The sequence below is a fragment of the Nocardioides sp. CF8 genome (assembly GCF_000389985.1).
In the GTDB taxonomy this organism is placed as follows: Bacteria; Actinomycetota; Actinomycetes; order Propionibacteriales; family Nocardioidaceae; genus Nocardioides; species Nocardioides allogilvus.
The window spans coordinates 1,843,040-1,866,321 of sequence record NZ_CM001852.1 but is presented as its reverse complement, the minus strand read 5'-3'; the positions used below and the strand labels follow the sequence as shown (position 1 = coordinate 1,866,321).

Below are 23,282 nucleotides of genomic sequence, written 5' to 3'. Positions count from 1 at the left end.
TGCCTAACCTCCGTGGACAGAACACCTAGGACGCCCCACCCGGGGAGCGTCACACGATGGAGGGCTTGCTCTTCTCCATCGCGCCGAGGATCCCGTTGACGAAGGTCGGCGACTCGTCGGTCGACAGGTCGCGCACCAGGCTGATCGCCTCGCTCACGGCGACGGAGTCGGGCACGTCATCGACGTACAACAGCTCGAAGACGCCGAGGCGCAGCACGTTGCGGTCGACAGCCGGCATGCGCGACAGCGTCCAGCCCTGGCTGTACTCGCTCAGCAGCTCGTCGATGCGGGCCTGGTTGTCGACCACGCCGCGCACCAGGACGCCGGTGTAGTCGTTGGTCGGGCCCTCGCCGGCCGCGATGGCGCGCTCGAGGGCGACGACCGGGCTCTCGGCCCGCATCTCCGAGGCGTAGAGCAGGTCGAGCGCGCGCTTGCGGGCCTTGCCGCGAGCCGACATCAGTTCTTGACGCGGCCGAGGTAGGACGAGTCGCGGGTGTCGACCTTGACCTTCTCGCCGGTGGTGATGAACAGCGGGACCTGGATCTCGTGGCCGGTCTCGAGCGTGGCGGGCTTGGTGCCGCCGGTCGAGCGGTCGCCCTGCAGGCCCGGGTCGGTGTGGCTGATCAGGAGCTCGACGGACGCGGGGAGCTCGACGAAGAGCACGCGGCCCTCGTTGGTCGCGACGATGGCGTCCTGGTTCTCCAGCATGAAGTTCTTGGCATCGCCGACGATCTCGGGCGCGACCTCGAGCTGGTCGAAGGTGGAGGTGTCCATGAAGACGTAGGACGTGCCGTCGTTGTAGAGGTACTGCATCGTCCGCTTGTCGACGTTGGCCGTCTCGACCTTGGTGCCGGCGTTGAAGGTCTTGTCCACGGTCTTGTTGGACTCGACGTTCTTCAGCTTGGTGCGCACGAAGGCCGGGCCCTTGCCGGGCTTGACGTGCTGGAACTCGATGACTGCCCAGAGCTGACCCTCGATGTTGAGGACCATGCCGTTCTTCAGGTCGTTGGTGCTTGCCATGGCGCTCTGTCCAGCCTTCTCTTCGCGGATGTACGAACGGCCCGTCGGGGCCGAGGGTCAAGTCTAGGGGGCGAGGGCGGACTGGCCGGAATCGGCCGCTCGGGCGATCGTCTCCAGGGCGTCGCGGTAGCCGTCGATCCCGCGGCCGGCGATCGTCTCGATCGCGTGCGGCTCGACCACGGAGGTGTGCCGGAACTCCTCGGGGCGCTGCTTCGGGTCGGAGATGTGCACCTCGACCAGCGGCGCACCCAGCTGGGCGCAGGCGTCCCAGAGGGCGAGGGAGTAGTGCGTCCACGCGCCGGCGTTGAGCACGACCGGGGTCGCGTCGTCGGCGGCGGCGTTGAGCCAGTCGAGCAGCTCGCCCTCGTGGTTGGTCTGGCGCACCTCGACCTCGAGGCCGAGCTCGGCGCCCCACGCGACGCACTGGGCGGCGAGCTCGGCGTGGGTCGTGTGGCCGTAGATCTCGGGCTGGCGGCGACCGAGGCGACCGAGGTTGGGACCGTTCAGGACGAGGACCTTCACGGCTGTCCCCCGATGGCCCCGCTGATCGCCGAGTAGGCCGCCCGCAGGTCGTCCTCGCTCGGACCGGCCAGGATCCGGGGCTTGCCGAGGTCGTCGAGCACCACGAAGCGGAGCTGGTTGCCGCGCGACTTCTTGTCGACCTTCATCGCGTCGTGCAGGTCCTCGAAGGACGCGTCGGCATAGGTCGTCGGCAGCCCGACGCGGCCGAAGGCGGTGCGGTGGCGCTCGACCAGCGCGGGGTCGAGGGCGCCGGCGCGCGCGGCCAGCTCGGCGACGTACACCGATCCGATCGCGACGGCCTCACCGTGACGCACGGCGTAGCCGCTGGTGCGCTCGATCGCGTGCGCGAGGGTGTGGCCGTAGTTGAGCACCTCGCGCCCGGGGTGTCCGTCGACGCCGCCCGTCTCGCGCAGGTCGTCGACGACGACGTCGATCTTGACCCGGATCGCCCGCTCGATCAGCTCGCGGGTGACGTCGGAGTCGGCGGTCAGGGCGGCCGGGTCGGTGGCCTCGACGAGGTCGAGGATGACCGGGTCGGCGATGAAGCCGCACTTGACGACCTCGCCCAGCCCGGCGACGAACTCCTCGCGCGGCAGGGTGCTGAGCAGCGACAGGTCGCAGATGACCCCGGCGGGCTCGTGGAAGGCGCCGACGAGGTTCTTGCCGGCGCCGGTGTTGATCCCGGTCTTGCCTCCGACAGCGGCGTCGACCATGGCCAGCACCGTGGTCGGCACGTGCACGACCCGCACGCCGCGCAGCCAGCTGGCGGCCACGAAGCCGCCGAGGTCGGTGGTGGCGCCACCGCCGAAGGTGACGACCGCGTCGGAGCGGGTGAAGCCGGACTCGCCGAGCGCCTCCCAGCAGTCCGAGGCGACGGGCGCGGTCTTGGCGCGCTCGCCGTCGGGCAGGCCGAGGGCGAGCACGTCGTAGTCCTGGACCAGCAGGTCGACCAGCGGCTGCACCTGCTCGGCCAGCTCACCGGCGTACAACACCGCGACGCGCTGGACCGAGTCGCTCAGGATCGCGGGCAGCCGACCGGCCAGGTCGCGCCCGATGACGACGTCGTACGGCGATGCGCCGCCCACGTGCAGGGTCGTGTCGTTCATCCGAGCAGCTCCAGGACTTCCGCCGCGACCTCGTCGGGACTCCGCCCGTCGGTGTCGACCACGTGGGTGGCCGCGGCTTCGTAGATGGGGGTGCGCTCGTCGAGCAGCGCCTTGATCCGGGACCGGACGTTGCCGAGCAGCAGCGGACGTCCGACGCCGAGCCCGACGCGCTTGACCGCCTCGGAGAGGCCGACGCGCAGGAAGACCACGGTGCTGCCGTCGAGCAGGTCGCGGGTCGCCGGGTCGAGCACGGCTCCCCCGCCGAGCGAGAGCACACCGTCGTGCGCTGCGAGGGCCTCGGCGACGGCCGTGGCCTCCAGCGCGCGGAAGTGCGCCTCGCCGGAGTCGACGAAGATCTCGGAGATCTCGCGGCCCTCGCGGGCCTCGATGTCGGCGTCGGTGTCGCGCGCCCCGACGCCCCAGGCGTCGGCGAGCAGCGACGCCACGGTGGTCTTGCCGGCGCCCATGGGCCCGATCAGGACGACCTTCGGTGTCATCGGAAGCGCAGCGTGTCGAGGTAGGACTCGGCGTTGCGGCGGGTCTCGCGCACCGAGTCGCCGCCGAACTTCTCGATCACGGCGTCGGCGAGCACCAGCGCGACCATGGCCTCGGCCACGATGCCGGCGGCCGGCACGGCACACACGTCCGAGCGCTGGTGGTGCGCGACGGCGTCCTCGCCGGTGGCGACGTCGACCGTGCGCAGCGCGCGCGGCACGGTCGCGATCGGCTTCATGGCAGCCCGCACCCGCAGGATCTCGCCGGTGGTCATGCCGCCCTCGGTGCCACCGGAGCGACCGGACGTGCGTCGCAGGCCCTCGGGGGTGGAGACGATCTCGTCGTGGGCGAGGGAGCCGGGGGTGGCCGCGGTCGCGAAGCCGTCACCGACCTCGACGCCCTTGATCGCCTGGATGCCCATCAGCGCGCCGGCGAGGCGCGCGTCGAGGCGGCGGTCCCAGTGGACGTGCGAGCCGAGACCCGGTGGGAGGCCGTGCACGACGACCTCGACGATGCCGCCGAGGGTGTCGCCGTCCTTGTGGGCCTGGTCGATGCGCGCGACCATGCCGGCGCTGGTGTCGGTATCGAGGCAGCGCACGGGGTCGGCGTCGAGGCGCTCGACGTCACCCGGTTCCGGGATCAGTCCGTCGGGGGCGCGGACGCCGCCGAGCTCGATGACGTGGCTGACGATCTCGGCGCCGACGGCCTGGTAGAGGAAGTGGGCGGCCACGCGACCGAGCGCGACCCGCGCTGCGGTCTCACGGGCGGAGGCGCGCTCGAGGATCGGGCGGGCCTCGTCGAAGTCGTACTTCTGCATGCCCGCGAGGTCGGCGTGGCCGGGACGCGGGCGGGTGAGGGCGGCGTTGCGCGCCAGCACGTCGAGCTCGGCCGGGTCGACCGGGTCGGCGGCCATGACCTTCTCCCACTTGGGCCACTCGGTGTTGCCGACCTGGATCGCGACCGGGCCGCCCATCGTCTCGCCGTGGCGGACGCCGCCGGTGATGGTGACCTCGTCGGCCTCGAACTTCATCCGCGCACCGCGGCCGTAGCCCAGGCGGCGGCGCGCGAGGGCGTCGTCGATGTCGGCAGTGGTGATCCGGACGTGGGCGGGCATTCCCTCGAGAATGGCGACCAGGGAGGGGCCGTGGGACTCGCCCGCAGTGAGCCAACGCAGCATGCGCGCAGTCTTTCACGTGGGCACGTGTGCCACCGCGCCGCCGTCAGGCGGCGAGATCGCCCCACATCCACACCGCGAACGCCGGGCCCACGACGATGCCGGCGAGCGCGCCGATCAGCATCCACGGCCCGAACGGGTTGTGCCGCCTGTCGACCACCTTGAACGCGGCGAGCAGCGCCCCTCCGATGCCGCCGAGCAGGAATCCCGACCAGCTGCCGAGCGCAAGCTGCTGCCAGCCGAGGTAGCCCAGCACGATGCCGAGGATGCCACTGAGCCGGACGTCGCCATAGCCCATGCCGGCCGGGTGGATGAGCCACAGCAGGAGGTAGAGGCCGCCCATCACGGCCCAGCCGATGGCGGCGAGGAGCAGGAGCCGGGGCTCGCCGCTGGCGAGGGCGGCGATCACGACGAGCGGCACCAGCACGAGGTAGGTCGGCGCGATGATCCGCGTCGGGAGCAGGCGGGTGCGCCAGTCGATGAGCGCGAGCGCCACGCCGACGGGGACGAGCGGGACCAAGAAGAGCAACGCCCAGTCGAGCCCGACCGCCCCACCGATGAGCGCGCCGATCACGCCGCAGACCAGCGCGGACTGCCATGCGAGCCCGGGCCTGGCGGCGATGTCGGCGTAGGGCTGCTTGTCCTCGGCCGGCTCGTCGGGCTCGGGGACGGCCGCGATCAGCCGCGGCACCAGCACTCCGAGCGCCGCGCAGAGGACAGCCACGAGCACCGCGCTCATGACACGCTCCTGGCGATGAGGGCCCGCTCCCCGGCCGTGCGCATGGCGGCGAGCGGTGCGGCCTCGCCGGTGAACAGCTCGAACTGGACGGCCGCCTGGTGCAGGAGCAGGTCGAACCCGCTGACGAGCACGCGGTTGCCGATCGACGCCACGAGCGGGGTCGGCCAGGGGTGGTAGACGATCTCGAAGATGGTGGGTACGGCGCCGCACGCGTCGACGAGGCGCTGGTCCTGTGCCTCAGCAGGGATCGTGGAGGCGACCAGGTCGACGTCGAGGACCGTCACCTCGTCGAGCCGGCTCACGGTCAGCTCGGGCCTGCCGGGGTGGGCCCGCACGGCCTCGCACGTCTCGAACGCGCGCTCGGGGTCGCGCACGACGATCTCCAGGCGCCGGACACCGAGGTCGGCGAGCGCGAGCCCGACCGAGGTCGCGGTCGCTCCCCCGCCGATGATCGCGGCTGTCGCCAAGGGGGCGCTGGTGCGTTCGCGGATCGCGGCGATCGCGCCGGGGATGTCGGTGTTGTCGCCCCTGCTCCGACCGTCGTCGTCGAGCACGATCGTGTTCGCGGCGCCGGCCAGGCGGGCCCGCTCGCTCAGCTCGTCGACGAGCGGCACCGCCTCGCGCTTGAGCGGCATGGTCAGCGACAGGCCTCGCCACTCCTCGTCCAGGCCGGCCAGGAAGTCCGGCAACCCACCGGAGGCGACTCGGTGGGCGGCGTACGACCAGTCCAGGCCGAGCGCTGCATAGCCAGCGGCGTGCAGCACCGGGGACAGGGAGTGCTCGACCGGGTCACCGAGCACCCCGCAGCGGCGTCCCATCAGCAGGCGTCGGACGTGGTGCAGTACTCCGTGAGCTCAGACTTGTAGCCCAGGAACTCGTCGTAGGTCTCGGCGAACTTGGTCTCGCCGGTCGACAGGTCGACGGTCACGTAGTAGTACCAGTCGCCCTCCGCCGGGTTGGCCGCTGCCGCGATGGCGGCGTCGCCCGGGGCCTCGATCGGCGTCGGGGGCAGGCCGACGTTCTCGTAGGTGTTGTAGGGCGTGTCGACCTGGAGCTGCTCGGTCGTCAGCGCGACACCCAGCTCCTGGTCGAGGCCGTAGTTGACCGACGCGTCGATCTGGAGCAGGCCGTTGGTGCCGGCCTTGTCGCCGGGGCCGTCGAGCCGGTTGTAGATGACCCGGGCGATCTTCGGCATGTCGTCGCCACGCCCCTCGGCCTCGACCAGCGAGGCGATGATCATCAGCTCGGCCGGCGTCTTGCCCAGCTCGGCGGCCTTCTCCTCGAGGCCCGCCTCGTCGGCCGCCTGCTGCCAACGGGCGACCATCGCGGCGAGGATGTCCTTGGGCTTGTCCTTCGGACCGATCTCGTAGGTCGCCGGGAAGAGGTAGCCCTCCGGGTTGCCCTCGGCGTAGTCGGGAAGGCCGATGGCCTCGTCGTCGTTGAGGGCGGCGTTCCACTTCGCCTCGCCCCACTCGGTCTCCTGCGCCAGCAGTGAGATCGTGTCCTCGACCCGCAGGCCCTCGGGCACCGTCACGGTGCTCTTGACCTGGTTGGCCGGGTCGAGCAGCACCTGGAGCGCGTCCTCGGCCGCCATCTCCTGCTTCATGGCATAGAAGCCGACCTGGATCCCGGTGGAGTCGGGATCGGCGGCGGCCGCGTCGAGGAAGGCCTGCACGGAGGCGACCACGCCCTCGGCCTTGAGGTTGCGGCCGATCTCGGCGGTCGCGTCGCCCTCGGCGACCTCGAAGGTCACCTCGCCCTGGCCCGGGCCGGGGAAGTCCTCGGCGCTGGAGAACTGGTCGGAGACCCAGTCGACGCCCTTGGTGACGACGAAGTAGAAGCCGCCCACCAGCACGGCCAGCGCGACGAGCACAGCCAGGCAGCCGGAGAAGCCGCGCTTCTTCCTGGCGCGGCGAGTCCCGCCCTCGTAGTAGCCGTCGTCCTCGACGGGCATCTCGTCACTCACTCGCTGACCTCGACGATCTCTCCAGGCGCGTTGCCACTCGCGCGTTCGGTGTCCAGTGCGTTCTGCAGGATGAGTACGGCGGCGGCCATGTCGACCACGGACCGTCGATCCTGTCCCTTGCGACCACGGTCGCGGAGCATCGACTCCGCGGACACCGTAGTCAGGCGCTCATCACACAGCCTCACGGGCACGGGGGCAATCTGCCGCGCCAGTGCACCCGCGAACTCGCGCACCTTGACCGCGGACGGTCCCTCGCCGCCGGAGAGCGACTTCGGCAGGCCGACGACGACCTCGACCGCCTCGAGCTCCTCGACGAGTCGCCGCAGCCGGGACACGTCTCCCCTGCCTCGCCGTACGGTCTCGACCGGCGTCGCCAGGAAGCCCGAGGGGTCGCTGCGGGCGACGCCGATGCGGGCGTCTCCGGGATCGAGGCCGAGCCGGGTTCCGAAGCGCATGCGTCAGCCGGCCGTCCGGGCGATCTCGGTGCTGACCAGGGCCAGCGCCTCGTCGAGGCGGGTGGCGTCGCTGCCGCCACCCTGGGCCACGTCGTCCTTGCCGCCGCCCTTGCCGCCGATCAGCTCGCCGACGGTGCGCACGAGCTGGTTGGCGCTCACTCCGCGTTCGCGCGCGGCGTCGTTGACGGCCACGACGACGGCGATCTTGCCGTCCTGCACGCCCGCGATGACGACCGCGCCGGCGCGGTCGAGCTTGCTGCGTACGTCGAGGGCCAGGGTGCGTACGTCGCCGCCGCCCGCTCCGTCGACGCGGTGGGCGACCACGGCCACACCGTTGACGTCGGCCGCCTGCGCCGCGAGGGCGCCGCCGCCCGCGAGCAGCTGGGCCACGCGCGCCTTCTCGACCTCCTTCTCGACCGACTTGAGCCGGTCGACGAGGTCGCTCACGCGGCCGACGAGGTCGTCGGGCTGGGTCTTGAGCAAGGTGGTGAGCTGGCCGACGACGTCGCGCTCACGGGCGAGGTAGTCGAAGCCCTCGACACCGGTGAACGCCTCGATCCGGCGGCTGCCGGAGCCGACGCTCGCCTCACCGGTCACCACGATGGTGCCGATCTGCGAGGAGTGCTCGACGTGCGTGCCACCGCAGAGCTCGCGCGACCAGGGGCCGCCGATCTCGACGACGCGCACCTTGGTGTTGTCGTAGGTCTCGCCGAAGAGCGCGATCGCGCCCCAGTCGCGGGCCTGCTCGAGGGTCATGTAGTCCCACATCACCGGCAGGTCGGAGCGCAGCGCCTGCTGCGAGACCTGCTCGATCTCACGGACCTGCCCCGGGCTGAGCGCCTGCGTCCAGCCGAAGTCGAGGCGGAGGTAGCCGGGGCGGTTGAACGAGCCGGACTGCAGCGCGCTCGGACCGAGCACCTGCCGCAGCGCGGCGTGCACGACGTGGGTGCCGGAGTGGGCCTGGCGGGCGCCGATGCGCCAGCCGGGGTCCACCTTGGCGTGCAGGATCGCGTCGGGGGTCAGCTCGCCCTCGGTGATGCGCACCTGGTGCACGACGAGCCCCTTGATCGGGCGCTGGACGTCGAGCACCTCGAGGCGGCCGCCGTCGAAGTCGATGACACCCGCGTCGGCGGCCTGGCCACCGGACTCGGCATAGAACGGCGTGCGGTCGAGGACGACCTCGCCGATCTCGCCCTCACCGAGGACCTTCGCCGCTCCCCCGCCGGACAGCAGCGCCAGCGCCCGCGACTCGGTCTCGAGGGTCTCGTAGGCCAGCCACTCGGTGGGACCGTTGGCGTCGAGGATGCCGCGGTAGACGGTGGTGTCGGCGTGCTGGCCCTTCTTCGACTTCGCGTCCGCCTTGGCACGGTCGCGCTGCTGAGCCATCAGCGCGCGGAAGCCGGGCTCGTCGACGACGAGGCCCTGCTCGGCGGCCATCTCCAGGGTCAGGTCGATCGGGAAGCCGTAGGTGTCGTGCAGCGCGAAGGCCTGCTCGCCGGCCAGGGTGGTCGCCCCGGCCGACTTCGCCTCGCCGGCCGCCAGGTCGAAGATCTGGGTGCCGGCCTGCAGGGTCTTGCGGAACGTCTCCTCCTCGCCGTACGCCACTCGCGCGATGCGCTCCCAGTCGCGGACGAGGTCGGTGTAGGTCTCACCCATCTTGTCGCGGGAGATCGGCATCAGCTCGGGCAGCGCGGGGTCCTCGTAGCCGAGGAGGCGCATGGAGCGTACGGCGCGGCGCAGGAGTCGCCGCAGGACGTAGCCGCGCCCCTCGTTGCCGGGGGTGACGCCGTCGCCGATGAGCATCATCGAGCTGCGGACGTGGTCGGCGACGACCCGGAAGCGCACGTCGTCCTCGTGGTTGGCGCCGTACGTGCGGCCGCTGAGCTCCATGGCGCGCTGGATGACGGGGAACATCACGTCGATCTCGTACATGTTGCTCTTGCCCTGGAGCAGGAAGGCAACCCGCTCGAGGCCCATACCGGTGTCGATGTTCTTCTTCGGCAGCGAGCCGGCGATGTCGAAGTCCTCCTTGGACCGCACCGCGGAGAGCTCGTCCTGCATGAAGACGAGGTTCCAGATCTCGAGGTAGCGGTCCTCGGCGCCGAAGTCGCCGTCGGCGCCGTACGCCGGACCGCGGTCGTAGAGGATCTCCGAGCAGGGGCCGCCGGGGCCGGGGACGCCCATCGACCAGTAGTTCTCACTCTTGCCGAGGCGCGCGATGCGGTCGTCCGGCAGACCGGAGACCTTCTTCCAGAGGTCGACGGCCTCGTGGTCGTCGACGTAGACGCTCGGGTAGAGCTTGCTCTCCTCGAGGCCGAACCCGCCGTCGCCGACGGGCTTGGTGATCAGGTCCCAGGCGAGCTCGATCGCCCGCTCCTTGAAGTAGTCGCCGAAGGAGAAGTTGCCGCACATCTCGAAGAAGGTGCCGTGGCGGGTCGTCTTGCCGACGTCCTCGATGTCGGGGGTGCGCACGCACTTCTGGACGCTGACGGCACGGTCGTACGGCGGCGTCTCCTGGCCCAGGAAATAGGGCTTGAACGGCACCATGCCGGCCGGCACGAAGAGCAGGTTGGGGTCGTTGGCCAACACGCTCGCCGAGGGAACGTGCGTGTGACCGGCCGCTTCGAAGTGCGCTACGAAGCGGCGGCGGATCTCACTGGTGTCCATCTGTTCCCTCTGTCTGTCTGGTGGTGAGCTCGGGAATGCGATGGGGCACGAGGCCCATCCGCTCCCGCAGCTCGGTTTCCTTCTCGGCCTGTCCGGCCGCGACCTCGTCGCGGAACATTCTCATGCCCACGCCGACGCCGCTCAGCCGATCCCGCAGGCCGTCGGCGGTGAGGGCCTCGGCGGCCCGCCGGGCACGGGACATCGCATAGACGCCCGCCCCCGCTCCGGCCACGAACCAAAGCGATCTGGCCATCAGGCAGCGTCCTCCCCGAGCGTCCCGGCACGCTCGCGCGCCTGCAGCTCGCGCAGCGCCGCCTTGAGGTCGGCCCGGCGCTGCTTGCGTGAGCGCTTGACCTCGCGCTTCATCTCGAAGCGGATCCGGTTGCGCGTCTCCGCGGACAGCGCGCGGCGCAGGCCGTGCGCCAGCCCGGCCGCCTTGACGACGCTCTCGCGCGCCACGATGTCGGCGAACAGCCGGCCGTCGATCCGCGCCGGGACGACGGCCGTGTGCGTCTCGGGCACCTCGTCGATGGCGGTGATGACGTACGTCGCCGGCTCGGCCGTCTCCACGGCAGCGGCCGGTCGCGGCGCGCTCCCCTGCTCGGCCTCGAGCTCGTCGATGCGCGCGTGCAGCCGGCGCGACGTGCGCCAGAGCAGGGCGCAGGCCAGCAGCAGGATCAGCGCAACCGCGCCACCTGCGGCCGCCGCCAGCCAGATCTGCTCACCGTTCACCTGCGAAACCCTATAACCCGGTTGATGTGGCTCACATCCGGCTGACCAGCAGGTAGCGCTCGTCGTCGATCTCCTTGCCCCAGTAGACCGACTCGGGCAGGTGCCTCGTCAACACCTCGTCGCGAACGGTGCGCACGATCTGCTCGGAATCCGCCGCGCTCAGGCCACCGCCGGTGTGCCAACGTCCCTCGACGAGGACGAGGACGCCGGACGGCGTCAGCAGCTCGACCCACCGCTTCATCGCGGCCCCAGGATCCGGCATCGCCCAGAGGACGTGCCGGCTCAGCACGACGTCGTAGGCGGCGGGCTCGAGCGGCGGGTCCGCCGCGTCGGCGACGACGAAGGTCGACTCCGGCACCTTCACCCGCGCCCGTCTGATCATCTCGGGCGAGAAGTCGAGACCGTCGACGGTGTAGCCCTCGTCGACCAGCAGTCTCGTGAGGGTGCCGGTGCCGCAGCCGAGGTCGGCGATCCGCGCCGGAACTTGCGGCAGTACGCCGACCAGCAGCTCGCGCCAGGCCGCGCGGGTGTCCGCGTCCGCCAGTCCGTGGTCCGGCTCGTCGTCGAACGTGACTGCTTCGCGGTCCCAGAGCTCCCGATCCATCCCTACTTCCCCCGGATGATCTTGCGGACCCGCTCCCAGCGGTCCTTGATCGCAGCCTCGGCGCCGAGGGAGGTGGGTCGGTAGTACTCCGCGTCCTCGATCACGTCGGGGGCGTACTGCTGCTCGGCGATCCCGAACGGCTCGTCGTGGCTGTACTTGTACGGCGCGGCGGCAGCGCCGCCGTGACCGAGCTTCTTCGACCCGGCGTAGTGCGCGTCGCGCAGGTGGGGCGGCACCGTTCCGATCCTGCCGGCGCGGACGTCGGCAGTGGCCTCGTTGATGGCCTGGTAGACCGCGTTCGACTTGGGGGCGATGGCGAGCGCGACCGTCGCCTGGGCGAGGTTCAGCCGGGCCTCCGGCATGCCGATCAGCTGTACCGCCTGCGCGGCCGCGACGGCCGTGGTGAGCGCCGTCGGGTCGGCGAGGCCGACATCCTCGCTGGCCAGGATCACCAGCCGCCGCGCGATGAAGCGCGGGTCCTCACCGGCCTCCATCATCCGGGCGAGGTAGTGCAGCGCGGCGTCGACGTCGGAGCCGCGCACCGACTTGATGAAGGCACTGATCACGTCGTAGTGCTGGTCGCCCTGCCGGTCGTAGCGCACGGCCGCCTGGTCGACGGCCGTCTCCGCGGTGGCGAGGTCGATCAGCGTGTTGCCCTGCGAGCGGGCCGCGCCGGCTGCCGCCTCGAGATAGGTCAACACCCGCCGGGCGTCACCGCCGGCTAGCCGGACGAGGTGGTCCTGCGCGTCCTCGTCGAGCTCGAACACGCCGGCAAGCCCCCGCTCGTCGACGAGCGCCAGCTCAACGACAGCGACGATGTCGTCGTCGGTCAGCGACTCCAGGCGCAGCAGCAGGCTGCGCGAGAGCAGCGGCGAGATCACCGAGAAGAACGGGTTCTCCGTGGTCGCGGCGACCAGCGTCACCCACCGGTTCTCGACTCCCGGCAGCAGCGCGTCCTGCTGCGCCTTGGTGAAGCGGTGCACCTCGTCGACGAAGAGCACCGTCTCGCTGCCGCCGCGGGCCAGCTCGGAACGGGCCGCGTCGATCGCCGCCCGTACCTCCTTGACGCCCGCCGCCACGGCAGAGACCTCGACGAACCGCCGCTGCGTCTGCTGGCTGACGATCGAGGCGATGGTCGTCTTGCCGGTGCCGGGCGGTCCCCACAACAACAGCGACATCGACTGGTCGCCCTCGATCAGCTGCCGCAGCGGCGAGCCCGCCGCCCGCAGCTGCGCCTGCCCGACCAGCTCGTCGAGCGTGCGCGGGCGCATGCGTACGGCGAGGGGCGCCGACGCATGGGTGTTCGCGCCGAGCGACCCCCCGCCGGGCACGCCCGTGCCGGCGTGCTCAGGGATGTCGAAGAGGGAGTCCACTCAGGCGGAGGTGAGCTGCTTGGACTTGAGGTCGAACCACTCGTCCTCGTAGCCCGGCCCGGTGATGAGCGGGGTCGCCGTCACCTTGCTGGAGGGGCTGCCCTGGTCGTCGACGCCAAGCAGGTCGGCCGTGACCGGCGTGGCCGGGTGGGCACCGAGCTCGCCGGCGAAGTGGCATGCGACCTTGTGCCGCTTGCCGATCTGCAGCAGCGGCGGCTCGACCTTGGCGCAGATCTCCTGGGCGTACTGGCACCGCGTGCGGAACCGGCAGCCCGAGGGCGGGTTGATCGGGCTCGGCACGTCACCCTCGAGGCGGATGCGCTCGCGCCGACCACCGAGTGCTGCCTGCTTGACGTCGGGGACGGCCGAGAGCAGCGCCTGGGTGTAGGGGTGGTGCGAGTGGCTGTAGATGGTGTCGCGGTCGGCGATCTCGACGATCTTGCCGAGGTACATCACCGCCACCTCCGGGCAGAAGTGCCGCACGATCGCGAGGTCGTGGGCGATGAACAGGAACGCGATGTCGAATTCCTTCTGCAGGTCCTGCAGGAGGTTGATCACCTGGGCCTGGATGGACACGTCGAGCGCCGACACGGGCTCGTCGGCCACCAGCAGCTTGGGGTTGAGCGTCAGCGCGCGGGCGATGCCGATGCGCTGGCGCTGGCCGCCGGAGAACTCGTTGGGGTAGCGGTTGTAGTGCTCCGGATTGAGGCCGACGACCTCGAGCAGCTCCTGCACGCGCGACAGGATCTGCTTCTTCGGCACGACGTTGTGCACCGAGAGCGGCGCTCCCACGATGGTGCCGACCGTGTGCCGCGGGTTCAGCGAGGTGTAGGGGTCCTGGAAGATCATCTGCACGTCTCGGCGCAGCGGCTTCATCTCGCGGTTGGAGAGCTTGGCCAGGTCGTGTCCCTCGAACTGCATCGAGCCGCCGGTGGGCTTGTAGAGGCGGGTGATGAGCCGGCCCGTCGTGGACTTGCCACAACCCGACTCCCCCACCAGGCCCAGCGATCCGCCCTTCGGCACCTGGAACGAGATCCCGTCGACGGCCTGGACGTGTCCGATCGTACGGCGCACCATGCCCCCCGACTTGAGCGGGAAGTACATCTTGAGGTCCTCGACGGAGAGCACCGGCGGGGCATCCGGGTCGAGGCGGCTGGCGACGTGGGCTGCCGAGTCGCTCGGGAGGGCGACCTCGTGGTCGAGGTAACCGTCGTGCTCCTCGTGCAGGCTGGCGGTGGATTCGTCGGTCATCTGTTGTCCTTCACCAGGTCGGGGGCGATCTCCGGCAGCACGACGTCCTGGTAGATCGCGTCGGGATCGGGCAGGTGGCAGCGCTTGACGTGTGCCGCGTTCGCCTTGGCGGGCGAGAGCTCCGGCATGTCGGTGAAGCACAGGTCGCCGGGCACCTTGTCGCGGTGGGTGCACCTCGGGTGGAACGCGCAACCCGTCGGCGGGTTGAGCAGGCTCGGCGGCGTGCCCGGGATCGGGATCAGGCGCGCGTCGGTGCTCGCGGTCACGTCGGGGACGCTGGAGAGCAGGCCCCACGTGTACGGCATCTCGGGGTGGGTCAGGATCTCCTTCGTGGTGCCGTACTCCACACACCGGCCGGCATACATGACCAGCACGTCGTCAGCCATCTCGGCGATCACGCCGAGGTCGTGGGTGATGATGATGACCGCGGAGTTGAACTCGCGCTGCAGCTCCTGGAGCAGGTCGAGGATCTGTGCCTGCACCGTGACGTCCAGCGCGGTCGTCGGCTCGTCGGCGATCAGCAGCGACGGGTCGTTGATGAGACCCATCGCGATCATCGCGCGCTGGCGCATGCCGCCGGAGAACTGGTGCGGGAAGTCGTTGATGCGCTGATCGGGCTGCGGGATGCCGACCCGGTCGAGCATCTCGATCGACTTGCGCCGCGCGTCGCGGTCGCTGGCGCTCGAGTGGTGCACCTGGTAGGCCTCGGCGAGCTGGTCGCCGACCTTGTAGAAGGGGTGCAGCGCGGCGAGCGCGTCCTGGAAGATCATCGCGGCCTCGGCGCCGCGGAGCTTGCGCATCTTGTTCTCGGGGAGCCCGACGATCTCGCGGCCGCGGATCCGGATGGAACCGGAGATCTTGGCGCTGCGCTCGTCGTGCAGACCGAGGACGGCCATGCTGGAGACGGACTTGCCGGAGCCGGACTCGCCCACGATGCCGAGGGTCTTGCCGAGCTCCACGGAGTAGGAGAGGTTCTGCACGGCGGCGACCTCTCCGTCCTGGGTCGGGAAGCGCACGGTGAGGTCCTCCACGACGAGCAGCGGCTCGTCGTGGTCCAGGTCAGGGCTGGTGCCGGGGCGCAGTGGTGCGGTTGTCACGAGAGCCTCACTCGGGGGTCGAGGATGCTGTAGATCACGTCTACAAGGATGTTGGCCACGATCAGCACGACGGCTCCGAAGAGCGCGGTGGCGGCCACGACGGGCAGGTCACGCTGGAAGACGGCCTGCAGTGCCCACAAACCGATCCCGTCGATGTCGAAGATCCGCTCGGTGAAGATGGTCCCGGCGAGGAGCGTGCCGAAGTCGATGCCGAAGATCGTGATCACGGGCACGAGCGCAGCTCGCAACCCATGCTTGTAGACGACAGTGTTGGCGCCCAACCCCTTGGCCTTGGCGGTGCGGATGTAGTCCTCACCGAGCACCTCGACCATCGAACCGCGCGTGTAGCGGGTGTACTGCGTGCAGCCGAAGGCGCCCAGGGCGCACCACGCCAGCAGCATCCCGCTGAACCACTTCGCTGGGTTGTCGGTGACCGGGAAGTAACCGGTATCGGCGAAGAGCGGAATCTCCCAGCTGATGGTGAGGAACAGCCACGTCAGCAGGGCGAAGAGGTAGTAAGGGATCGAGGAGATCACCAGGAACCCCGACACCAGCGCCTTGTCCGCCAAGGTCCCTCGTCGTCGAGCCGCGGCGACACCGATCGGGACGCCGAGCGCCAGGTAGAGCAGCCCGCCGCCGATCGCGACCGAGAAGGTCGCCGGCATGCGGGTCTTCATCTCCTCGAACACCGGAGCCTTGGTGCGGTAGGAGTAGCCCAGGCACGGAGCCTTGCACTCGAAGACCGTGGTGCTGCCGAACTGGATGTCGCGACCGACCGCGATCCCCTTCATGAAGGTGCCGTATTCCTCGTACCACGGGTTGTTGAAGCCGAGGTTCTCTCGGAAGACCTCCAACCTGGCCGGCGTGCACCGGTTGCTGGTGTCGTTGTCGCAGATGGTCTGGGCGGGCTCCGAGGGGCCGAACCAGAACAGCAGGAAGACGCTCATGGAGATCAAGAACAGCACCACGACACCCGACAGCAGGCGTTTGATGACATAGGCGAACACGAGAAGTTTCCTCCGGGGTCAGGAGATGATGCCGACCTTAGCGGCACGGTGGTGTGGGGCCCCGGGTCCCGGAGCCCCACACCGTGTGGAGATGAGGGTCGACGTCAGCCGACCCCAGGATCACTGAGTGACGTAGAGATCCTTGTAGTTCGGCGCGCCGAGCGCACCGTCACCCGTCGGGTTCCCGATCTTCGACCCGAAGGCGAAGAGGTCGTTGCGGAACGCGGTCGGGATGAGGGGGTAGTACTCGGTAGCGATCTGCTCGTCGAGCTCGCCCCAGGCAGCAGCCTGCTCATCCTGCGGCAGGGTGGGGATCTCCTTCATGCGCGCGTCCATCGACTCCTCGGAGAAGAAGGCGGTGTTGTAGGTCGCGTCCGTGCGGAGCAGGGACGGGATCATGGTGAGGCCCGACGGCCAGTCGGAGCACCAGTTGACGCCACGCAGGTTGAGCTTCTTGTTGATCTTGTTGTTCGGGTCGGTCCAGATGACGTAGAGCGACGTCTCGATCGGCACCGGGTAGGACTTGACCTTGAAGCCGGAGTCGGTCAGACCCTTCTCGATCTGCTTCTGCGCGGCCTCGGTGGTCGGAGAACCCGTGGCGTAGGCCATGTGGATCTCGTAGCCCTCGGCGCCGGCCTCGGCCAGCAGCTCCTTGGCCTTCTCCGGGTTGAAGGTGATCTGCTCACCGTCGACCTGGTAGTCGGACTTGCCCGCCATGCCGGGAGGCATGACCGAGTTGGCCGGGACACGGGTCACGCCGGGCACCTCGCCCGAGGCCTGCCACACGCTCTCGTACGGGTAGGCGTAGGCAAGTGCCTTGCGGACGTTGAGGTCGGTGATCTTGGTGTAGTCAGGCGCCCAGAAGCTGGTGCACTGCGACGACTGCTGCACCAGGCGCTCGCCCAGCGTCGAGGTGAACTTGCTGTAGTTCTCGGACGTCACCGCGGCGGAGATCGACGTCTGCGACTCGGTGTTGTCGCTGAGCATCAGCTCGTCGGTCTGCGTCGGGTCGGCAGCGAACTTGAAGACCCACTTGTCGACGTACTGGTGACGCGCCGGGTCGGACTCGGGAGTCCAGGCGTCGTTCTTGACGAGGACGAGCTCCTCGCTGGGGCGGAAGGACTCGACCTTGTAGGGGCCGTTGGAGAGCGGGTTGCGGCCGTACTCCGGCGGGTCGGAGACCTTGCCGAGCGGAGCCGGGCCCATCGCCATGAAGGCGCCCCAGTAGTCCATGTCCGGGAAGGGCGTCTCCATCTTGATGGTGACGCTGTTGGCGGCCTCGTCGAACGTGATCGCGTCGTACTTCTTGCCCTTGTCGGTGTAGGGACCCTTGTAGTCCTCAGCACCAGCGAAGAAGTGCACGGAGTACTCGGTGCCGGGACCCGACGGGAACGCCTCGGAGTCGAGGGAGCGCTGGATGCCCCAGGCGACCTCTTCGGCGGTGATCGGCTTGCCGTCCTCCCACGTCGCGTCCTCACGCAGCGTGAAGGTCCACTCGGTGAAGTCCTCGTTGGGCGTGCCCAGGTCGACGGCGAGGTCGGGGACCAGCACCATCTCGCCGGTCTCGTCGTCGCGGGAGTACTGGGTCAGCGCACGGTGCGTGAGCGCCTGCTGGATCGAGTTGCCCGTCACCGACCAGCCGTTGGTCGGGTCGAGGTCCTCGGGGCCCGGGTCGTCGGGGAGGTAGACGGTGACGGTGCCACCCTCGGTCGCGCCCTCGACGTCCGCCGCGGGAGCCTGACGCTCTGCGTCCTTGGCAATGGTCTCGGCAGCGCCCTTGAATCCGTCCCCTGCAGCACCTTCGCCCGTCTCAGTGCCATCGCCACCACAGGCAGCGAGGCTCACGAGGACAGCACTGGTAGCGAGCGTTGCGATCGCCTTAGTACGTCTCATTGTCCAGCCTTTCTCTTTCTGGTTCGCACACCCGGTAGCCCGGGGTGACAACTTGGGTTGTGACGCGCCTCAGCGGCGGGTCTTCGGGTCGAACGCGTCGCGTACCGCGTCGCCCAACAGGTTGAGTGAGAGGACCAGCGCCACCACGCCCACCATGGGGGCCCAGAGGTAGAGCGAGTAGTTGCTCCAGTAGGGCACTGCGTTGGCGATCGTCTGGCCCCACGAGGCACTGCCCGTGACACCGATCCCCAGGAACGCCAGCCCCGCCTCGGCCGCCACGAAGGCCGGCAGCATCAGCGAGATGCTGATCACGATCGGGGCCATGAGGTTGGGAAGGAGCTCACGGAAGAGGATCCGGTGGGTGGGCATGCCCAGGACCCGGGCCGCGTGCACGAACTCACGCTCACGCAGCGAGAGCACCTCGCCACGAATGAGGCGAGCCACCGTCATCCAGCCGAACATCGACAAGATGCCGATCAGGGAGAGGATCTGGATGGTCTCGTAGCTGTCGCTGGTGCCGAACCGGTCGATGATGATCGGCGCGATGATCAGGGCCGCCAGCAGGAACGGGATGGTAAGGAAGAAGTCGATGATGAACGAGAGGACCTTGTCGACCACGCCACCCACGAAGCCGGCGACGAGCCCGACGACGATGCCGACGACCGACGCGAACAAGGTCGCGGCGCCGGCGATGATCAGCGAGGTCCGGCAGCCGTAGATCCAGTGGGCCAGGTTGTCCGCGCCGGTGCGCGGCGCGATGCCGAGCGGGTGGCTGGGGTCGAACCCGTGGTACGGCGGACCGGTCTTGGGGTAGCCGACGCCGGACGAGGCGAAGTTGCACTCGAGGACCTCACACGAGCTGACCGTCTCGAGGTCGACCCCGAACGCCTTGGCGATCAGGTCGGCGAAGACGGCGACCAGGATGAAGAACAGCACCACGAGCGCGCAGACCACCGCGATCTTGTCGCGGCGCAGGCGCCCGAAGGCGATCTGCAGCGGCGACTTGCCGGTGACCTCCTGGGCCCGCTTGCTGTTGGGGTCGACGGGCGTCTCGTCCGTCAGTGTGCCCAAGGTCTCCGGTGCAGTCGGCTGCGACATGCTCTCCCTTTAACTGGTCCGGGGTTGCTGGTCCGTGATGCTGGTGAGGCGCCGGGGTTCGCCCGGTGGGACTGCCGAGAACACCCTCGATGTGCAGGGGTTCCCGCCAGCGCCGAACGGGACTCTATGTGACGCGGGCCTCACAGACGATCACTGACGCGTAACGATCCGGACACGACCGTCCGCCTAACGGCCGCAGATCTTGGGGAGAGCTCACCCCTCGGGCGGGACATCCTTCGTCGCCTTGGCGTCCACACCGGCTTCCTTCCGCTGCTCGGCGGAGATGGGTGCGGGCGCCGCTGTCAAGGGGTCGAAGCCGCCACCGGACTTGGGGAAGGCGATGACGTCGCGGATGGACTCGGTGCCCGCGAGCAGGGCGACGATCCGGTCCCAGCCGAAGGCGATGCCGCCGTGCGGCGGGGCGCCGTACTTGAACGCCTCGAGCAGGAAGCCGAACTTCTCCTGCGCCTCGGCCTCGTCGAGGCCCATGATCGCGAAGACGCGCTTCTGGATGTCCTCGCGGTGGATACGGATCGATCCCCCACCGATCTCGTTGCCGTTGCAGACGATGTCGTAGGCCCATGCCAGGGCGTTGCCCGGGTCGGCGTCGAACACGTCGAGGTCCTTGGGCGAGGTGAACGCGTGGTGCACGGCCGTCCAGGCGCCGCTCCCGACGGCGACGTCACCGGCCGCGGTCGCGTCGCCGGCCGGCTCGAACAGGGGTGCGTCGACGACCCACAGGAAGTTCCAGGCGCTCTCGTCGATCAGGCCACCGCGGCGGCCGATCTCGAGACGGGCCGCGCCCAGCAGCGCGCGGCTGCTCTTGGCGGGGCCGGCGGCGAAGAAGATGCAGTCGCCCGGCTCAGCGCCCACATGGGCGGCGAGACCGGCCTTCTCCGAGTCGCTGAGGTTCTTGGCGACCGGTCCCCCGAGCTCACCGTCCTCGCCGACCAGGACGTAGGCCAGCCCCTTGGCGCCGCGCTGCTTGGCCCACTCCTGCCAGGCGTCGAGCTTCTTGCGCGGCTGGCTCGCGCCACCGGGCATCACCACGGCACCGACGTAGTCGGCCAGGAAGACCCTGAACGTGGTGTCCTTGAAGTAGTCGGTGCACTCGACGAGCTCCTGGCCCATCCGCAGGTCGGGCTTGTCGCTGCCGAAGCGCGCCATCGCCTCGGCGTACGTCATCCGCGGCAGCGGGGTGGGGATCTCGTAGCCGATCAGCTTCCACAGCGCGACCAGGATCTCCTCGGCGACGGCCAGGACGTCGTCCTGCTCGACGAAGCTCATCTCGATGTCGAGCTGGGTGAACTCGGGCTGGCGGTCGGCGCGGAAGTCCTCGTCGCGGTAGCAGCGCGCGATCTGGAAGTAGCGCTCCATGCCCGCGACCATCAGCAGCTGCTTGAACAGCTGGGGGCTCTGCGGCAGGGCATACCAGCTGCCGGGCTGCAGGCGGGCCGGCACGAGGAAGTCGCGTGCGCCCTCAGGCGTGCTGCGGGTCAGGGTCGGGGTCTCAATCTCGACGAAGTCGTGGCGGTCGAGGACGTCGCGCGCCGCCTTGTTGACCTTGCTGCGCAGGCGCAGGGCGTTGTTGGGACCGCTGCGGCGCAGGTCGAGGTAGCGGTGCTTGAGGCGGGCCTCCTCCCCCACGTCGCCGCCCTTGGCGGTGCCGGCCTCGTCGATCGGGAACGGCAGCGGAGCGCTCGCCGCGAGGACCTCGACCTCGGTCGCGACGACCTCGATGTCGCCCGTCGGCAGGTTGGGGTTCTCGTTGCCGGGCTTGCGCGCGACGACCTCACCGGTGACCTTCAGGCAGAACTCGCTGCGGAGGCTGTGCGCCACCTCCTCGTCGCGCACGACGACCTGGACCACACCGCTCGCCTCGCGCAGGTCGAGGAACGCCACCCCGCCGTGGTCACGGCGGCGCGCGACCCATCCCGCGAGGACGACGGTCTGTCCGACGTGCTCGGCGCGCAGGGCGCCGGCGTCATGAGTGCGAATCACTGGTTCTCCTCGAGGGTGGTGGTGCGAGTCGTGACGACCTGCGGTCGCAGGTCTTCTTCGGGTGGGCTCCACGTCGAGGGATCAGCCTCGACCTGGTCACCGGAACGGATGTCCTTGACCTGGTGGGTGCCGTCGGCCTGGCTGAACCAGACGAACGGGATGCCGCGGCGCTCGGCCGCGCGGATCTGCTTGCCGAACTTGGCTGCGTCGGCGGAGACCTCGCAGGCCACACCGCGGGTGCGGAGGGCGGTCGCGATCGCCGTACTCGCCTCGCGTGCCTCCTCGTCGGTGACGGCCACCAGGACCGCACTCGGCACCTTGCGGCTGCCCGCGAGCACGCCGTCGGAGATGAGCGGGATGAGGGTGCGGGAGACACCGAACGAGACGCCGACGCCGGGGTAGGTCGTCTTCCCGTCACTGGCGAGCGCGTCGTAGCGACCGCCGCCGCCGACGGACTTGAGCCGCTCGTAGCCGGCCATGAAGACCTCGAGGACAGTGCCGGTGTAGTAGTCGAGGCCGCGGGCGATGCGCAGGTTGGCCTCGACCGAGACACGCTCGGAGGTGGCGCTCGCGCACCCGTCGATGACCGCGGCGAGCTCGACCAGACCCGTCTCCAGCAGCTCGTCCTCGACCCCGAGGGCGCGGACCTGCTCGACGAACGAGGTGTCGGGGACGCGGATCGTCGCCAGCCGCAGGCACAGCTCGGCCTGTTCGGGCGTGGCGCCGGCCTGCTCGACGAGCTGCTCGGCGACGGTCTCCGCGGGGAGCTTGTCGAGCTTGTCGATGACCTTGATCGCGGTGGTGACGTCACTGATGCCGAGGCCGCGGTAGAAGCCCTGGATCAGCTTGCGGTTGTTGACCTGGAACGACAGCGGCGGCAACGGCAGCGCGCCCAGCGCCTCGACCATGACTCGCACGACCTCGACGTCGTGGTGGAAGCCGAGGGTGTCGCGCCCGACGATGTCGATGTCGGCCTGGGTGAACTGGCGGTAGCGACCCTCCTGGGGACGCTCGCCACGCCACGCGGGCTGGATCTGGAAGCGACGGAACGGGAACTCGAGCTTGCCGGCGTTCTCCAGCACGTAGCGCGCGAAGGGCACGGTGAGGTCGAAGTGCATGCCGAGCTCGGCCTTCGCGTCCGGCTCCGCGGCCAGGCGCTGGAGGACGTAGATCTCCTTGTCGATCTCGCCACCCTTGGCCAAGCGGTCGATCGGCTCGACGACGCGGGTCTCGATGTTGGCGAAGCCGTGCAGCTCGAAGGTGCGCGCGAGCGAGGCGATGATCTCGCGCTCGACGACGCGCTGCTCAGGCAGGAGCTCGGGGAATCCGCTGAGCGGGGCGATCTTGGCCATGTCAGAGTCCTCGCGTCACGCGGCCCGCGTCGCCGCGGTCGATCAGGTCGAGCAGATAGGGGTTGGTCGCGCGCTCGCGGCCGATCGAGGTCTGCTCGCCGTGTCCGGGCAGGACGACGATGTCGTCGGCGAGCGGCAGCACCTTGGAGGCGAGGCTCGTCAGCATCGTCGCGTGGTCCCCGCCGGGCAGGTCGGTGCGACCGATCGAGCCCGCGAACAGCAGGTCGCCGGAGAACATCACCTCGGAGATGTCCGCGTCGGCGTACGGCGTGCGGAAGGTGACCGATCCCTCGGTGTGTCCGGGCGTGTGGTCGACGACGAACCGCAGGCCGGCCAGCTCGAGCTCCTGCAGGTCGGTGAGCTCTCGCACGTCGTCGGGCTCGGCCCACTCGTAGCTGCCGCCGAGCAGCATCTGCGTGGTCTCGCGACTCATCCCCGCCATCGGGTCGGTCAGCAGGTGCCGGTCGCTCGGGTGGATCCACGCGGTGGCGTCGTAGGTGCCTGCCACGGGCGCCACGCACCACATGTGGTCGACGTGCCCGTGCGTCACCAGCACCGACACGGGCTTGAGCTTGTGCTCGCGCACGACGTCGGCGACACCGGCGGCGGCGTCCTTGCCGGGGTCGACGACGACGCACTCGCTGCCGGGTCCGGTGGCGATGACGTAGCAGTTGGTGCCCCAGGGTCCAGCGGGGAAGCCGGCAATGAACACGTGTGTGAAGTCCTAGTC

General features: G+C 69.8%; 23 protein-coding genes. All 23 read right to left on the bottom strand.

The window, feature by feature from the left end; all coding sequences use genetic code 11:
• Positions 1-49: 49 nt before the first annotated feature.
• The 23 genes from nusB to CF8_RS08985 all read right to left on the bottom strand — a co-directional run bounded on the left by nusB (position 50) and on the right by CF8_RS08985 (position 23,264).
• On the bottom strand, positions 50-457 hold the full coding sequence (gene nusB / locus CF8_RS09095) for a transcription antitermination factor NusB (RefSeq protein ID WP_010832828.1): 408 nt from the start codon (positions 455-457) through the stop codon (positions 50-52).
• Positions 457-1,020, bottom strand: a complete 564-nt coding sequence (efp, locus tag CF8_RS09090; protein ID WP_010832827.1) for an elongation factor P — start codon at positions 1,018-1,020, stop codon at positions 457-459. The genes nusB and efp overlap by 1 nt, the downstream gene beginning before the upstream one ends.
• 63 nt (positions 1,021-1,083) lie before the next feature.
• A complete protein-coding gene (locus tag CF8_RS09085; protein WP_010832826.1) occupies positions 1,084-1,542 on the bottom strand; it encodes a type II 3-dehydroquinate dehydratase in 459 nt (152 codons plus the stop codon).
• On the bottom strand, positions 1,539-2,648 hold the full coding sequence (gene aroB, locus CF8_RS09080; protein ID WP_010832825.1) for a 3-dehydroquinate synthase: 1,110 nt from the start codon (positions 2,646-2,648) through the stop codon (positions 1,539-1,541). Before aroB ends, CF8_RS09085 begins: the two co-directional genes overlap by 4 nt.
• Positions 2,645-3,145, bottom strand: a complete 501-nt coding sequence (locus CF8_RS09075; protein ID WP_010832824.1) for a shikimate kinase — start codon at positions 3,143-3,145, stop codon at positions 2,645-2,647. Before CF8_RS09075 ends, aroB begins: the two co-directional genes overlap by 4 nt.
• A complete protein-coding gene (aroC, locus tag CF8_RS09070) occupies positions 3,142-4,320 on the bottom strand; it encodes a chorismate synthase (RefSeq protein WP_051204178.1) in 1,179 nt (392 codons plus the stop codon). The genes CF8_RS09075 and aroC overlap by 4 nt, the downstream gene beginning before the upstream one ends.
• 43 nt (positions 4,321-4,363) lie before the next feature.
• Entirely contained in the window at positions 4,364-5,056 is a 693-nt protein-coding gene (locus CF8_RS09065; RefSeq protein WP_010832822.1) for a prepilin peptidase, read from the bottom strand.
• Positions 5,053-5,874: a shikimate dehydrogenase gene (locus tag CF8_RS09060; protein ID WP_036490629.1), complete on the bottom strand. Its 822-nt coding sequence runs from the start codon at positions 5,872-5,874 to the stop codon at positions 5,053-5,055. Before CF8_RS09060 ends, CF8_RS09065 begins: the two co-directional genes overlap by 4 nt.
• On the bottom strand, positions 5,874-7,022 hold the full coding sequence (gene mltG, locus CF8_RS09055) for an endolytic transglycosylase MltG (RefSeq protein ID WP_051204177.1): 1,149 nt from the start codon (positions 7,020-7,022) through the stop codon (positions 5,874-5,876). Before mltG ends, CF8_RS09060 begins: the two co-directional genes overlap by 1 nt.
• A complete protein-coding gene (ruvX, locus tag CF8_RS09050; RefSeq protein ID WP_010832819.1) occupies positions 7,019-7,477 on the bottom strand; it encodes a Holliday junction resolvase RuvX in 459 nt (152 codons plus the stop codon). Before ruvX ends, mltG begins: the two co-directional genes overlap by 4 nt.
• 3 nt (positions 7,478-7,480) lie before the next feature.
• Positions 7,481-10,144 (bottom strand): alanine--tRNA ligase, encoded by a 2,664-nt coding sequence (gene alaS / locus CF8_RS09045; protein ID WP_010832818.1) that lies wholly within the window; start codon positions 10,142-10,144, stop codon positions 7,481-7,483.
• Complete coding sequence (locus CF8_RS09040; RefSeq protein ID WP_051204176.1) at positions 10,131-10,397, bottom strand: DUF6167 family protein; 267 nt, start codon at positions 10,395-10,397, stop codon at positions 10,131-10,133. Before CF8_RS09040 ends, alaS begins: the two co-directional genes overlap by 14 nt.
• Complete coding sequence (locus CF8_RS09035) at positions 10,397-10,876, bottom strand: hypothetical protein (protein ID WP_010832817.1); 480 nt, start codon at positions 10,874-10,876, stop codon at positions 10,397-10,399. The genes CF8_RS09040 and CF8_RS09035 overlap by 1 nt, the downstream gene beginning before the upstream one ends.
• 31 nt (positions 10,877-10,907) lie before the next feature.
• Positions 10,908-11,480 carry a class I SAM-dependent methyltransferase gene (locus CF8_RS09030; protein WP_010832816.1) on the bottom strand — a complete coding sequence of 191 codons (573 nt, stop codon included), beginning with the start codon at positions 11,478-11,480 and terminating at the stop codon, positions 10,908-10,910.
• 2 nt (positions 11,481-11,482) lie between these two features.
• The gene (locus tag CF8_RS09025) at positions 11,483-12,853 is read right to left on the bottom strand and encodes a replication-associated recombination protein A (protein ID WP_010832815.1); all 1,371 of its coding nucleotides are present in this window, start codon (positions 12,851-12,853) and stop codon (positions 11,483-11,485) included.
• Positions 12,854-14,104, bottom strand: coding sequence for an ABC transporter ATP-binding protein (locus CF8_RS09020; RefSeq protein WP_010832814.1), 1,251 nt, complete (start codon positions 14,102-14,104; stop codon positions 12,854-12,856).
• Positions 14,101-15,201 carry an ABC transporter ATP-binding protein gene (locus CF8_RS09015; protein ID WP_010832813.1) on the bottom strand — a complete coding sequence of 367 codons (1,101 nt, stop codon included), beginning with the start codon at positions 15,199-15,201 and terminating at the stop codon, positions 14,101-14,103. The genes CF8_RS09020 and CF8_RS09015 overlap by 4 nt, the downstream gene beginning before the upstream one ends.
• On the bottom strand, positions 15,198-16,208 hold the full coding sequence (locus CF8_RS09010) for an ABC transporter permease (RefSeq protein ID WP_010832812.1): 1,011 nt from the start codon (positions 16,206-16,208) through the stop codon (positions 15,198-15,200). Before CF8_RS09010 ends, CF8_RS09015 begins: the two co-directional genes overlap by 4 nt.
• Positions 16,209-16,328: 120 nt before the next feature.
• The gene (locus CF8_RS09005; RefSeq protein ID WP_084622839.1) at positions 16,329-18,101 is read right to left on the bottom strand and encodes an ABC transporter substrate-binding protein; all 1,773 of its coding nucleotides are present in this window, start codon (positions 18,099-18,101) and stop codon (positions 16,329-16,331) included.
• A gap of 69 nt (positions 18,102-18,170) precedes the next feature.
• Positions 18,171-19,199: an ABC transporter permease gene (locus tag CF8_RS09000; protein ID WP_010832810.1), complete on the bottom strand. Its 1,029-nt coding sequence runs from the start codon at positions 19,197-19,199 to the stop codon at positions 18,171-18,173.
• A 213-nt stretch (positions 19,200-19,412) separates the two neighbouring features.
• Positions 19,413-21,200 (bottom strand): aspartate--tRNA ligase, encoded by a 1,788-nt coding sequence (gene aspS / locus CF8_RS08995; RefSeq protein WP_010832809.1) that lies wholly within the window; start codon positions 21,198-21,200, stop codon positions 19,413-19,415.
• Positions 21,197-22,552: a histidine--tRNA ligase gene (gene hisS / locus CF8_RS08990; RefSeq protein ID WP_010832808.1), complete on the bottom strand. Its 1,356-nt coding sequence runs from the start codon at positions 22,550-22,552 to the stop codon at positions 21,197-21,199. The genes aspS and hisS overlap by 4 nt, the downstream gene beginning before the upstream one ends.
• Before the next feature lies 1 nt (position 22,553).
• Positions 22,554-23,264 (bottom strand): MBL fold metallo-hydrolase, encoded by a 711-nt coding sequence (locus CF8_RS08985; RefSeq protein ID WP_010832807.1) that lies wholly within the window; start codon positions 23,262-23,264, stop codon positions 22,554-22,556.
• Between the last annotated feature and the right edge of the window lie 18 nt (positions 23,265-23,282).